Annotated in this window: 11 protein-coding genes and 1 tRNA gene; 10 read left to right on the top strand and 2 right to left on the bottom strand. The window is 41.1% G+C overall.

What is annotated here, in order from left to right; translation table 11 throughout:
* Positions 1-88 precede the first annotated feature (88 nt).
* The 3 genes from FC98_RS09635 (at position 89) to dnaB (ending at position 4579) form a co-directional block, all read left to right on the top strand.
* Positions 89-2101, top strand: coding sequence for a DHH family phosphoesterase (locus FC98_RS09635; protein WP_172633922.1), 2013 nt, complete (start codon positions 89-91; stop codon positions 2099-2101).
* Between the two features lie 42 nt (positions 2102-2143).
* A complete protein-coding gene (gene rplI, locus FC98_RS09630; protein WP_054655859.1) occupies positions 2144-2596 on the top strand; it encodes a 50S ribosomal protein L9 in 453 nt (150 codons plus the stop codon).
* Between the two features lie 594 nt (positions 2597-3190).
* The gene (gene dnaB / locus FC98_RS09625) at positions 3191-4579 is read left to right on the top strand and encodes a replicative DNA helicase (protein ID WP_008857183.1); all 1389 of its coding nucleotides are present in this window, start codon (positions 3191-3193) and stop codon (positions 4577-4579) included.
* 181 nt (positions 4580-4760) lie between these two features.
* On the opposite strand, the gene FC98_RS09620 is transcribed toward dnaB, so the two are convergent.
* Positions 4761-4833 (bottom strand) — tRNA-Lys (locus FC98_RS09620).
* A gap of 264 nt (positions 4834-5097) precedes the next feature.
* On the opposite strand from FC98_RS09620, the gene yycF reads away from it, so the two are divergent.
* The 6 genes from yycF to FC98_RS09590 all read left to right on the top strand — a co-directional run bounded on the left by yycF (position 5098) and on the right by FC98_RS09590 (position 12019).
* Positions 5098-5814: a response regulator YycF gene (yycF, locus tag FC98_RS09615; protein WP_054655861.1), complete on the top strand. Its 717-nt coding sequence runs from the start codon at positions 5098-5100 to the stop codon at positions 5812-5814.
* A 34-nt stretch (positions 5815-5848) separates the two neighbouring features.
* Entirely contained in the window at positions 5849-7702 is a 1854-nt protein-coding gene (walK, locus tag FC98_RS09610) for a cell wall metabolism sensor histidine kinase WalK (RefSeq protein ID WP_056949496.1), read from the top strand.
* Positions 7692-8990 carry a YycH family regulatory protein gene (locus tag FC98_RS09605; protein WP_054655864.1) on the top strand — a complete coding sequence of 433 codons (1299 nt, stop codon included), beginning with the start codon at positions 7692-7694 and terminating at the stop codon, positions 8988-8990. Before walK ends, FC98_RS09605 begins: the two co-directional genes overlap by 11 nt.
* Positions 8991-9007: 17 nt before the next feature.
* Positions 9008-9844 (top strand): two-component system regulatory protein YycI, encoded by an 837-nt coding sequence (locus tag FC98_RS09600; protein ID WP_008857179.1) that lies wholly within the window; start codon positions 9008-9010, stop codon positions 9842-9844.
* Between the two features lie 21 nt (positions 9845-9865).
* On the top strand, positions 9866-10669 hold the full coding sequence (locus tag FC98_RS09595; RefSeq protein ID WP_008857178.1) for an MBL fold metallo-hydrolase: 804 nt from the start codon (positions 9866-9868) through the stop codon (positions 10667-10669).
* Between the two features lie 96 nt (positions 10670-10765).
* Positions 10766-12019, top strand: coding sequence for a S1C family serine protease (locus tag FC98_RS09590; RefSeq protein WP_008857177.1), 1254 nt, complete (start codon positions 10766-10768; stop codon positions 12017-12019).
* Positions 12020-12379: 360 nt separating this feature from the next.
* Here FC98_RS09590 and FC98_RS14715 read toward each other — a convergent pair whose 3' ends face one another.
* On the bottom strand, positions 12380-12523 hold the full coding sequence (locus FC98_RS14715; RefSeq protein ID WP_155805134.1) for a hypothetical protein: 144 nt from the start codon (positions 12521-12523) through the stop codon (positions 12380-12382).
* Between the two features lie 605 nt (positions 12524-13128).
* Here FC98_RS14715 and rlmH point away from each other — a divergent pair.
* Positions 13129-13608, top strand: coding sequence for a 23S rRNA (pseudouridine(1915)-N(3))-methyltransferase RlmH (gene rlmH, locus FC98_RS09585; protein WP_040471647.1), 480 nt, complete (start codon positions 13129-13131; stop codon positions 13606-13608).
* The last annotated feature ends 350 nt before the right edge of the window (positions 13609-13958 follow it).

Raw genomic sequence — 13958 nt, 5'->3', positions numbered from 1 at the left:
GCTTGACTATTGCTGCCGCTGGCTAGTCGTCATCTTTACATTTATGGTAAAATAAGACCATTAACCATATTGAGTAAGAGGACATAAGATGAAAAATTGGTTTTCAAATAACAACGGCGAATTACCACCGTTTGTTCATAATCGACGTCTACGGCGAATCATGATGTTTATTGCCCTGATCGTGATCTATGGCATCGTGGTTTCAACGCTATATAACTTAATTGTTGCGACTATTCTAATCGTTATCAGTGTTGCTGGCTTAATTTACACAATTGTGATGATGAATGAGATTAGTTCGGACACCAATCGCTACATTACGGATTTATCCTATCGAATTCATCGGGGTGAACAAGAAGCCTTGTTGGAGATGCCCATTGGCGTGATGGTCACTAATGGCGATGGCCTAATTGAGTGGACTAACCCATATTTGATGCGGTATTTTAAGGATGATAATGTTCTTGGTAAAAAAATCAATGACATTGATCCTGATTTACAGCAACTCATTATGAAGTATGAGGAATCAAATGAGTTTCACACGATTACCTGGCGGGATCATAAATTCACAATGCTGATCCAAAAGGAATACAACTCGATTTACTTAATGGATATTACTAAGTACGCCAATATTCAGGAGCGTTACGAGTCAGAACAAATTTCTGTCGGCCAGATTTTCTTGGATAACTATGATGAAATTACCCAATCAATGACCGACCAAGAAATTTCTAACTTAAGTAATTACGTCACTAATGAATTGGCTACTTGGTCTCAGAAGTATGGGATGTATCTGAAACAAATTGATGACGATCACTTCTTCTTGTTAGCTTATGCCAAGTCGTTAACTAAAATTGAGAATGATAAGTTTAATATTCTAGACATCGTTCGAGAAACGACTTCTAAGCAAAACTTCCCGTTAACGTTAAGTATTGGGATTGCCTATGGTGAAGATGATCTGAATAGTTTGGCGGATCAGGCTCAGAGTAACCTTGATTTGGCGTTAGGCCGTGGTGGTGATCAGGTGGTTGTTAAATCACTTGATGGAACAGCCAGGTTCTATGGCGGTAAAACTAACCCAATGGAGAAGCGGACACGGGTTCGGGCCCGAATGATTTCACAGGCGCTAAATGAATTAATGAATGCATCTGATCAAGTCTTTGTTCAGGGACATACGCGACCTGATATGGATTCTTTAGGCGCTTGCTTAGGGATTCGCCGAATTGCCCAAATGAACAATAAGAAGTGTTGGATCGTTCTTGATAAGGAAAAGGTTCATTCAGACATTCAACGATTACTTGAGGCGGCTAAGAAGTATCCAGAAATTAGTGAGTCAATTATTACGCCCTCTGAAGCACTAGAGAAGGCAACGGATAGTAGTTTACTAATTATGGTTGATCACTCTAAGCCATCCATTAGTATTTCCCAAGAATTGTATGACAAGATGGCTCAACGAGTGATTATTATCGATCACCACAGACGGGGGGAAGAATTCCCTGAAAATCCAATGCTGGTTTATATTGAACCCTATGCATCGTCAACTTGTGAACTCATCACCGAAATGTTTGAATATCAACCACACGAAGAAGAACCTATTAATCGAATTGAAGCAACGGCTATGCTGACGGGGATCTTTATTGATACCCAATCGTTCTCAATGCGGACGGGGACGCGAACCTTTGATGCGGCCAGTTATTTGCGGTCAGCTGGAGCGGATTCGACTGAAATGCAGCAGTTGATGAAGGAAAATATTGATAATTATCTGCAACGTAACCACCTCATTTCGATGGTTGAATTCTTCCATAAAGACATGGCGATGATCGTTGGTGAAGAAGATCGGGTTTATGACCCGGTTACCGCGGCGCAGGCGTGTGATTCGCTATTAACGATGTCTGGGGTTGATGCCTCGTTTATTATTACGAAGCGCTCCGACGGAAAAGTCGGTGTTTCTGCGCGGAGTACTGGGGCAATTAATGTCCAAATTATTATGGAACGAATGGGCGGTGGCGGTCATTTATCTAGTGGCGCTACCCAGATTGAGGATAAGTCGATTGCGGATGTCAAACAATTACTGCTTGAATCCATTCAGTATATCGATGATAATGAATAAAGGTATTTAATTTAATTTTGAGGATAGTAGGAGTGATCAATTATGAAAGTAATTTTTCTAGAAGACGTCCGTGGTAAGGGTAAACGTGGCGAGGTAAAAGAAGTTCCTGATGGCTATGCTCAAAACTTTTTAATTAAAAATGGTAAAGCAAAGAGGGCTTCACGATCAGCAATGAGTCAGCTTGAGGGTCAACAAAAAGCTGAAGAACGGCGTGAAGCTGAAGAGCTAGAAGAAGCCAAGAAAGTTAAGGCCCATTTAGAAGACGATAAAACGGTTGTTGAATTGTCTGCTAAAGCTGGCACAGACGGCAGATTGTTCGGGTCAATTCCAAGCAAACAAATTGCTTCGGCGTTGGATTCCCAGTATGGGATTAAGCTGGATAAACGCAAGATTGAACTAGCAGATCCAATCCGAGTAGCCGGTTATACGAATGTTCATGTTAAGCTACGGCCAAAGGTTGAGGCTAGGATAAGGGTGCATGTAAAGGAAAAGTGAGCGGATCCAGGCGGTTAGAAGTCGGAGTGTAAGTCTCCTCTAACAGAAATCCCCGATCTTGGGATTTTTGTTAGAGGTGCTTACGCGCAGACTTCTGCCTGGAGGAACTGTCCTAAATAAGTGAGCGTAGCAAAGCGGTTAGAAAGTGGAGCCTAAGTTTTCTCTGGCGAAAATCCCCGGGCTTGGGATTTTTGCCAGAGAAGGCTTAGGTGCAGCTTTCTGCTTTGCGGAGCGGTCCTAATCTATGAAGCCCAAGAGATGAGATCCAAATATATGAGGAATACATTCCCGGGCTTGGGATTTTTGTTAGAGGTGCATACGCGCAGGTTTCTGCTTTGCGGAGCGATCCTAATCTATGTAGCCAGAGAAATTTGGTCACAGTGATTAGGTGCAGCTTTCTGCTTGGTGTAGCACGTTTTCTGCTATCATGCCAAAAATTTCAACCTTGATTTAATAATTACCAATACGAACCTAAAAGGGGACTGGAACCAAAACTAAGATGTTTTGGCCAGTCTCTTTTGCTACGAATGTTAAAATGGGATAGAATATCAATACTAATGTTTTAGTTACTATGAATGAATTTGGGGAATTTAAATGAGCAATGATTTTGTAAATGAATTACCACCACAGAACATTGACGCGGAAAAAGCGGTTTTAGGATCGATTTTCCTGAGTACCGATGCGCTGATTGAAGCGATGGAATATTTAGAACCCGATGATTTTTATAAACGATCTCACCAGATTATTTTCCAAGGAATGGTTGAGCTTAACGACCGTGATCAGGCGGTCGACGTTGTGACGATTACCAATTTACTAACCGAACAAAATAATTTAGACGATGTTGGCGGAATGGAATATATTGCTGACCTTGCGGGTTCGGTTCCAACGGCGGCCAATGTGTCGTACTATGCCAAAATTGTGAAGGATAAATCACTTTTACGCCGTCTAATTCAAACTGCGACCAATATTGTGACTAACAGCTACAGTACTGATGATGATATTTCGACTGTTTTAGATGATGCTGAACGCGATATCATGAACGTTGCTGAAAACCGGAATCAATCGGGATTTAAGGCAATCAAGGATGTTTTGAATAACGCGTTTAACGAAATTGATCGGCTCTCCCAGGAGGGGGATACGGTCACTGGTGTTTCAACGGGTTATCCTGAACTTGACAAGATTACAACGGGGCTGCATGAAGATGAATTGATCATTTTAGCTGCCCGGCCGGCTGTTGGTAAAACCGCCTTTGCGTTGAACTTGGCACAAAACGTTGGAACTAAGACGGATAAAACGGTCGCCATTTTTAGTTTGGAAATGAGTGCAGAATCGCTGGTTAACCGGATGCTGTGTGCGGAAGGTAGTATCAATGCCAACCATTTGCGAACGGGGCAGTTGACTGAAGATGAATGGCAAAACTTAGTTGTGGCAATGGGAAGCTTATCTCGGGCGCACATCTATATTGATGATACAGCCGGAATTAAAATGTCTGAGATTAGGGCTAAATGCCGCCGGCTCGCTAAGGAATCTGGAAACTTAGGTTTAGTTGTTGTCGATTACCTACAGCTAATTGAGGGCAGCAATGCTGAAAACCGGCAACAAGAAGTTTCTGGTATTTCCCGGCAGTTAAAGAAGCTGGCAAAAGAACTACATGTTCCAGTTATCGCGCTATCACAGCTTTCGCGTGGAGTTGAGCAGCGTCAGGATAAGCGGCCCGTATTGTCAGATATCCGTGAATCAGGCTCAATTGAGCAGGATGCTGATATTGTGGCTTTCCTTTATCGTGAAGATTACTATCGGGATGAGGATGAAGACGATGATGATCAATCAAGCGGTTCTAGCGGTGAAGACGACGAAAATGATGTCGGCGAAGTTGAAGTTATTATTGAGAAGAACCGATCTGGCCCACGGGGAACGGTTAAGCTGTTGTTTGTGAAGTCTTATAATAAGTTTTCGTCGATTTCGTATGCGCAACAGGGTTAGGCAAAAGAGATATAGTAGTTACATTAGTTAAGACAATTTAAACAATAACAATGTTTTTTGGATGATATTGGAGGCGACTTATTATTTGGTCGTCTCTTTTATATGGGCCAATTTTAAACAAAAAAATAACAACCATGGCTGCAAGCAGCTGCATGATTGTTATTTAGTAGTATGTAATAAGTGGGCAGTCAGGGGCTCGAACCCTGGACCCACGGATTAAGAGTCCGTTGCTCTACCAACTGAGCTAACTGCCCATTACTAACCGACTTAAATATAATAGCATGAGAATTTTTTTTTTGCAACAGCTTCTCCAAAAATATTTCAAAATAAAAGCAAATCAATCATTATTTTGGAAGTTGGGCTGTCGTTTACTAATCCGTGACAGGCCTGTTGCTGCCTGCTAGTCAGCTTTATTACGCGAAAAAGTACCTGTGTTATAATAGCAACATGTTGGCGTGTGCAAATTACAAATTAAATGAAAAATAACAATACCAAATCCATGTTAGGAGAAATTGTTAATGGCAAAGAAAATTTTAGTAGTTGACGATGAAAAACCAATCGTTGATATTGAGAAATTCAATCTAGTTAAAGAAGGTTATGAAGTCTCCGTCGCGTATGATGGTGAAGAAGCGCTTCAGCAAGTTAAAGATGTCGATCCAGACTTAATTATCTTGGATTTAATGCTGCCTAAGGTGGATGGCTTAGAAGTTGCCCGGGAAGTCCGCAAGACAAAGGATACCCCAATCATTATGGTTACCGCAAAGGATTCAGAATTGGATAAGGTCCTCGGCTTGGAATTAGGAGCTGATGATTACGTTACTAAGCCATTCTCTAATCGGGAGTTAGTTGCCCGGGTGAAGGCTAATTTACGGCGGCAAGGAACTAATAGCAGCAATGCTAATGAGGGTGATGATAATCAAGATATTAAGATTGGTGACTTGGTTATTCATCCAGAAGCCTATTCAGTTTCCAAACGGGGTGAAAATATTGAATTAACTCACCGGGAATTTGAATTGCTCCATTATCTAGCACAACATATCGGTCAAGTTATGACCCGGGAACATTTATTACAAACGGTTTGGGGTTATGACTATTTTGGTGACGTTAGAACCGTTGACGTTACTGTCCGAAGGCTTCGTGAAAAGGTCGAAGATAGTCCAAGCCACCCAACCTGGTTAGTAACTCGTCGAGGAGTCGGTTATTACCTCAGAAATCCAGAAAGTGACCAAGCATAATCATGAATTTAAACGTAAGGGGTATTAGCTGGTTGTGAATAATCGAATTAAATTTTACCAATCAATTAAATTTAAGATAGCACTAGTTTTCGCCCTGGTACTACTCGTAACCCTTGAAATTGTTGGGGCTGTCTTCGTGAGGCAGCTAGAACATCAGAATTTATCAACGTTCAAAAACCAAATTCAGCTCCAGACTTACGTGACCAATTCGTTGACCACGCAATTGTCGCGGTCAAACGAGGCAGCAGCTAATCGACGGATCCGAACGATTTTGAATGACTCTGACAATAGTAATAATGCTCAAATTCAGGTTATTGATACAAAGGGGACTATCCGCGGAACAAACCAAGTCAATAACCAAGCGATTGTCGGTCAAAAAACAACGGACGATAACGTCAAAAACGCGATTTATGGCAGAACGACAATTGAGAAGAATACCTATGATGCCACAACTGATACGCGTTACTACACGTTAGTTTCGCCATTAATTAAAAGTTCTGGTAATAACAGCACCATCGTTGGTGTTGTGTACACGAAGGCTAACTTAGATAGTGTTTATCAAAATATCAATAGTATTACGGTTATCTTCTTATTTGCCGCGTCAATCGCGATTATCCTGGGATTATTAATTTCAATCGTCATTTCAAGAGCGATTACCCGGCCGATTGAAGAGATGAAAAAGCAAACAATTCGGATTGCCCGTGGTGACTACTCGGGCCAAGTTCATGTATATGGAAACGATGAACTGGGCCAATTAGCAAGTGCAGTTAACAACTTGTCAGTCAGGGTTGAAGAGTCTCATGAGTCAACTGAGTCTGAACGACGACGGCTTGATTCAGTCCTTGCCAACATGACCGATGGGGTTTTAGCGACCGATCGCCGTGGAAACGTCATTATCATTAACGAAACAGCCACGAGTTTTCTAAATAGTGATGAAAATCAAGTAATGGGGCAATCCATCCTTGATGTATTAGATATTCGAAAGGATTACAGCCTACGTGATTTACTAGAAAAACCGGATGAGTTAATTCTTGATTTTTCTAGTGACGATCACAGCCTAATCTTACACGCTCATTTTTCACTTATTCAACGAGAATCGGGCTTTATTAGTGGATTGGTTTGCGTTCTTCGAGACATTACTGAACAGCAGCGAATCGATCAGGATCGGAAACAATTTGTTTCAAACGTCTCCCATGAACTGCGAACACCACTTACAAGTGTTCGTTCTTATATTGAAGCCTTGTCCGATGGAGCCTGGAAGGACCCGAAGCTTGCACCAAAGTTTCTAAAAGTGACCCAAGACGAAACCGATCGGATGATCCGAATGATTAATGATCTGCTAACGCTGTCACGGATGGATTCAGGAACCCAAAAGATGGAAGTTGAACTGGTCAACATTAATGAACTTTTTAATTACGTTTTGAATCGGTTTGATATGATCCTTAAAAAAGATGATCATCCTGAAAAGACTTACACCATCCAGCGCAAGTTTACGAACCGGGACCTTTGGGTAGATCTGGATACTGATCGTTTCACTCAGGTGCTTGATAATTTGATGAATAATGCGATCAAATATTCACCTGATGGCGGCGTCATTACCTGTCGACTATATGAGACCCGAAATAAGGTCATTTTAAGCATCAGTGATCAGGGATTAGGAATTCCACGGAAAGATATTCCCCATATTTTTGATCGGTTCTATCGGGTTGATAAGGCCCGTTCTCGCCAACAAGGTGGTAGTGGCCTTGGATTAGCCATTTCAAAAGAAGTGGTAGAAGCGTTGAAAGGCCAGTTGTGGGTTGAAAGTGTCGAGGGAAAGGGGTCAACATTTTATATTGCCCTGCCATATGAACCAATAAAAGAGGAGGACCTCTGGGATGAAGTTTAGTAAATACTTGATACCAATTGCGTTAACCATTGCGGTTATCGTCAGCCTCACGCTTTCGATGGTTCTGTGGACCAATCCGGCTAATTACCGAAGTAAACAAAATACCAAGCAGAATTCGCAAACTGAGTCCATGATTAAGCCTAAGCACTATGTCTACACCCCCACGCAGGCGGTTTATACCAATAGTGAAGGTGACCAAGAGATTCTGGTTAATGAGTTGGTTAACGTTATTTCAGAAATTAAGAAGACAATGCGGGATTATCAGAAACCAAGTATTTCAGAGTATCGTAGTGGTTCGCAAACTGATTATTTCAAAGTAGCAAATCGCCCAAATTCAATCATGCTCAGTTATCCAACGCCAGTGTCAATGAAAATATTGAACGCTAACGTTAATAATCGCTTCAAAAAGTTTCCGAATGTAACCGTCAACCGAATTGTTTTACCAACGGATGACCAGACAAAGCTTTATTTACTCAATGACCAAGACTTTAAGGTTTATCAGGTCAAAGTTAAAAAGCACAGCTTAAAGGCGTTAAACAAAGTGTTAACGATGAGTATTTGGACGATTTCGGCGACGTTTAAACTGTTTAATAACAAACCACTCGTTTACGTTGATTCCAGTGTGCAGATGGAACCCTACAAGTACCTAATTGACCGGCAGTCGGAAGATTACTACGTTAGCCGGTTATTAAATAGTGACGATTCTCAAAATATTAGTGCTAAGCGGCGGAAGAACGTTGTCATCTATGGTGATCAAAATTCGATGCAGTTACTGTTTAATTCTAAGATGCGGATGGGAAGATTCTCTGATTATCGGCCAAATAAGAACAAGAGAAACATTACGTCTGCATTGAATAACTCATATAACAAGTTGGCTGACCTTGGCCTACCGTTAGATAACGTCCGTTTCTTCGATTATGATAGCCAAAGTAGAACGGTGATGTACCGAACCTTTGTGGAAGGCTTCCCGATTTTTCGGGCAAATGGGTTCGGGACAATTTCGACACGGACGATCAATGCCAGTGCGCAAAGGATGGATTTCTCTTTAGATAATCCGGAAGTACCAATTCCAAGTAAAAAGGGGTATACGACCCTGCCATCCACGACAACCATGATCAAACGGTTAGTTAATCATGGATATAAGGCTAAGGAGATTGCTAAGATCCAAATTGGCTATGGTTGGCGAAAGGATTCTTCGTCACCATTGTTAATTAATTTAACGCCAGATTGGTATATCCTTTATAACGGAAAATGGCAAAGCTACACGGAGATGATTAATCAGTATTAGGAAAGGAGGGGAGCCATTTGAATTTTCGGAGAATTGAGATCATTTTTTTGGTAACATTTATCGCGATTGATATCTTTTTGTTTGGGATGTTTGAAAAGAACACTGATTTACAAGCGGAGAACGTGTCTCAGGGTGATTCAAATTCCAAGATCATCAAAGAAATGCGTAATGATCAAATTAAAGTAGATAGCTTGTCTAATAAGCAAGGGTTTGCTTACTACATTTCCGGTACACAAAGCGATATCTTACGAAATCAAATGGGTCAATTAGTTAATCAGACTCCCCACTATATCGGTCATGAGTTAGAGAGCGAATTTAAGGAACCGGTCACTGTTAGTAAGAATGCGCCCCAGAAGACCATTGACAAAATGCTGACGGATCCGACGTTTATCTTGTTTGGCGATCAGTATACGTACAATAAAGAATTGTCGACATCCCAAACTTTAGTGTATTCTCAAAAAGCGATGGGCGGCTCAATGTATTCATCTGAAGCCCAACTGAGATTTGCGTTGAATTCTAATCATCAAATTGTCAGTTATAGCCAGACCTATCTCCAAGACATTAAGAGTTTGCGGGAAAAATCGGAAACAATATCAGAAACCCGTGCATTAATCTGGCTATATCAGTATAATGAAATACCAAATAACACAAAGGTTGCATGGACTAAGTTAGGTTATACGAAGTTGCTATCTATTGATAACGACCGGGTATTTATTCCAACTTGGATCATTGCCATCAAACCGCAAAATTCCACTCAGGTCCAAATTAAGCGGATCAACGCCTTTACTGGTGGCATTATCAAAGAAACTGATGAAAATTTAAAGAATAGTCAAAGTTCGTCTGAAATCAACTAAGGTTGGGAAAGAATAGCAATAATGGATAATGATGATATGCAAATTAGTGTCCTTGCCAGTGGTAGTACTGGTAACGTCACGTACATTGAAACACCGCAGCATAAAATCTTGCTGGATGCTGGGTTAAGTGGTAAGAAGATTGCGAACCTAATGAGTTCAATTGGACGTGACCTTAATGATGTTGATACGCTGTTGGTAACCCATGAACACTCGGACCATCGGCAGAGTGTTGGCGTTTTAGCCAGACGATATAACCTAAGTGTTTATGCAAACCAGGGAACTTGGGATGCCATGAGTTCCAGGATTGGTAAGATTCCAGCAGAAAAGAAGAATATTTTTCCGCCGGATACGGTAAAAGACTTTGGTGACATTGATATTGAGAGTTTCTCAGTTTCCCATGATGCCGCTGAGCCCCAATTCTATGTATTTCATCATAACAATAAGTCCTTCGTTGTCTTGACCGATACGGGTTACGTTTCTGACCGGATGGAAGGCGTGATTAAGGATGCGGATGGTTACCTACTAGAGTGTAACCACGACATTGAAATGCTGGAAAATGGTGAGTATTCGTGGCCGTTGAAGCAACGGATCTTAGGTGATCAGGGTCATTTGTCGAACGAGGACGGGGCTAACACGATGTTGGATGTCATTGGTCATCGTACGAAGAAAGTCTTTTTAGGTCACCGTAGTCAGCATAACAACATGAAATCATTATGCCATCTAACGGTCGCTTCAATCTTGGCTGATCATGACATGGGTGTCGGTAAGGACTTTAAATTATATGATACGGAACCCGAAATTGCCTCACCTTTAATGATTGTTTAGATTTCCTTTAGATATTTCTAAAGTTTTCAACACACTTTTTTCAATAAAAAAGGGTATTATTATAATGTAATAGAAGAAGAGAAGGGGGAATACTAATTGGCAGAAAAAAATGGTTTTGGAAAAATTATCGCAACCGCTGTAATTGCCGGTGCACTTGGCGGTGGCATTACTTACGGTGGTATTTCATATTTTGATAATAGTAATAATACTACCGGAACGGAAATGATTTCCGGCAGCAATAAAAACGGTAACGCCAAGGTCAGCAACATGAAAGTAAACCTCAGTACGCAAGCTGAACAAGCATTTAATGCGACTAAGAGTACGGTTGTATCAGTTATTAACCTTCAACGGCAAAGTGAAAGTGATAACCCATTGGCGGGTATTCTTGGCGGCGATACTTCTTCAAGTAAGAGTAAGAAGAGCGGTGAACTAGAAGCATCTAGTGAAGGCTCTGGAGTCATCTATAAGAAGAGTGGTAATACTGCCTACATTGTCACTAATAACCACGTGGTTTCTGGTGCCAATGCCCTTGAAATTATTCTGAGCGATGGTTCGAAGGTTTCCGCTAAGGTTGTCGGTAAGGATGCGGTTACTGATTTGGCAGTTATCAAGATTGATTCTAGTAAGGTTAATAAAGTCGCAACCTTTGGTGATTCCGACAATATTAAGGTTGCTGAACCGGTATTAGCAATTGGATCACCACTTGGATCCCAATATGCAACTTCAGTCACTCAGGGAATTATTTCCGCTAAAAAGCGTGAGGTTCCCCAAACTTCAGAGAGTGGTCAACAAATTGGTAACGCAACGGTTATCCAGACCGATGCCGCAATTAATCCTGGAAACTCAGGTGGGCCATTGATTAACCTTGCTGGTCAAGTTGTTGGAATTAACTCAATGAAATTGGCTTCTGATCAACAGGGAACGAGTGTTGAAGGGATGGGCTTTGCCATTCCAAGTAATGAAGTTGTGACGATCATTAATCAATTGATTAAGCATGGTCAAGTGGTTCGCCCAGCATTGGGGATCGGTTATACTGATCTCTCGAATGTTTCCGAAGAGCAGCAGCGGTCCATATTGAAGCTTCCTAAGAGTGTGACGCAGGGAGCAGTTGTTCTTCAAGTTAATGCTAATTCACCCGCTAAACGGGCAGGAATTGCGAAATACGATGTCATTACGAACCTTGATGGTCAAAACATTACGGAACAGAGCCAGTTGCGAGATATTTTGTATAAACACAAGATTGGCGATCGGGTGTCCGTAACTTATTACCATAAGGGTGAAAAGAAGACTGGCACGATTACGTTAAATCAAAAGGCAACTAATAAGGTGTTGAGTGAGGCAAGTAAGTAACAGTGCGGAACCAAGCGGTTAGAGACTGGAGCCTAAGCTTTCTCCACTAAAAATCCTGGGCTTGGATTTTTGGTGGAGAGGGCTTAGGTGCAAGTCTCTGCTTGGTGTAGCATATTTCTGTTAGATAACAGCGATTCAGGAAATCTTTGGGGCTTGGCCGTTAGGGCGCTTAGGTGTGCAAGCATTTGCTTTACGCAGCGGTCCTAATCTAAGTGAAATAGGACAACACAACTCCCATGGATAATGTCGCTTAACTAAATTCAAAGTAGCATGACGATTCGATTTCTTAGTTGAAACGGGTCGTTTTTATTTTGCCAATAATGCATTCGTATATTGTTAACTTGGTTACGGTTGGCAGAGTTATTTTTCGGTGTCGTGAACCGGGATGAATAGGATAACACCGTCGTCAGCTTGAAAGACGTTGTAGTGTTCAGCTTGGGGATGGATATTATTTGGCAATAAGAACAGGTTCATATTATTAATGGATTGAATTCGAATGGGCATTTTAATCACCTCCATATAACTAAATACGGAAAAATTACCTAGTTACTTTGTGGCTGCTGTTAAAAAGGTCAGGAGAGGAACATTCGCGTCAGCAAAAATCAATCATAGAACTCGTTTCCGAACGGTCTTGGGTCGTTGAATGAATCTTGCGGGGTACATGATAACTAAAAACCGAACTTCAATGTAAATTCTTGAAAAATAATTAACTAATAAACTGACAAAACAAAATCTATCCACATTTTAGTTGTGGATAACTCTGTGGATAATCCACAAGGAAGGCGCAATTCTTGTTATATTAACACTCAGAAGTTATCCCCCAAATGGGTAAAGTTATCCACAGAAATTGTGGATAACTTTTTATGTGTAAAAAAATAGCTTTGTTCGTCGCTGAAGTTGCTGGTATAATAGGGTTTGCACTAGTGGATTGCGAACGCACGTTTTCCACAGTTCTGTGGAAAACTAATTTGACCCTTGACAATTTCCAAAAAAATGCGGGTCCGAAAATAAATAGTTATGTGCATAAACCTGTGGATAACTTTGTGGACAACTTGTTAATAAGCCACCTTTTGTGCACAGATAAAATCACCTTGGAGGGAAAATCTGAATTGAACATTAAATTAGTCGTTGTGGGTAAGTTAAAGGAAAAATATTTCAAACAGGGAATTGCGGAATATGCCAAGCGGTTATCGCGATTCTGCAAGTTTCAGATTATCGAAGTTCCCGATGAAAAAGCACCCGAATCACTGAGTCAAGCGGAAATGGATGACGTAATGGCAAAGGAAGGTTCGCGGATTTTGGCTAAAATAAAAGATCGCGAGTACGTCTATGCACTCGCAATCTTAGGCAAAGAGCGGTCATCTGAAGCGTTCGCAAAGGAAATCGCGGACTTAACCACTTATGGTCATTCGGATATTACGTTTGTGATTGGTGGCTCACTTGGCCTGTCGAAGGAAGTTCTCGATCGGGCGGATACCCAGATTTCGTTTGGGAAGTTTACGTTGCCGCACCAGTTAATGCGATTAGTGCTGACTGAGCAGATTTACCGGGCGTTTATGATTAATGAGGGGAGTCCGTATCATAAGTGAGGTTTGTAGAAAGTATGAGCTGAGGTGTGAGTTGGAATAATGGTTAATGAAGCGCTTCTGGTAGCTTTTTTGCTGTTTTAAGGTATTAGCTTAGGTATGGGTTAGGGTGCCATATGGATAATGAATTGGAGACTACTATTTCAATAAAATTAGTACTGGCAAGGTCGTAATTCTCGAATCTGTCAGACTACAGTGGAGTGATGAGAATGTTATTTACAGTTGATGTAATCGATATGAGTCAATTATATATTGAAGAAAATAATCCATTCAAGAAGGTATCATCAAGTGAATTAAAGGGATTGTTGAAGGACTATTATACCCTGATTTATTCACAAAGATATGCAAAATAC

Source organism: Lentilactobacillus kisonensis DSM 19906 = JCM 15041 (assembly GCF_001434135.1).
GTDB lineage: Bacteria > Bacillota > Bacilli > Lactobacillales > Lactobacillaceae > Lentilactobacillus > Lentilactobacillus kisonensis.
This window is presented reverse-complemented; position numbering and strand designations above follow the sequence as displayed.

Coding starts and splice junctions, on each gene's coding strand:
- FC98_RS09595 (WP_008857178.1), top strand. CDS start 9,866: ATGGATAATGATGATATGCAAATTAGTGTCCTTGCCAGTGGTAGTACT.
- yycF (WP_054655861.1), top strand. CDS start 5,098: ATGGCAAAGAAAATTTTAGTAGTTGACGATGAAAAACCAATCGTTGAT.
- FC98_RS09635 (WP_172633922.1), top strand. CDS start 89: ATGAAAAATTGGTTTTCAAATAACAACGGCGAATTACCACCGTTTGTT.
- rplI (WP_054655859.1), top strand. CDS start 2,144: ATGAAAGTAATTTTTCTAGAAGACGTCCGTGGTAAGGGTAAACGTGGC.
- dnaB (WP_008857183.1), top strand. CDS start 3,191: ATGAGCAATGATTTTGTAAATGAATTACCACCACAGAACATTGACGCG.
- FC98_RS14715 (WP_155805134.1), bottom strand. CDS start 12,523: ATGCCCATTCGAATTCAATCCATTAATAATATGAACCTGTTCTTATTG.
- FC98_RS09605 (WP_054655864.1), top strand. CDS start 7,692: ATGAAGTTTAGTAAATACTTGATACCAATTGCGTTAACCATTGCGGTT.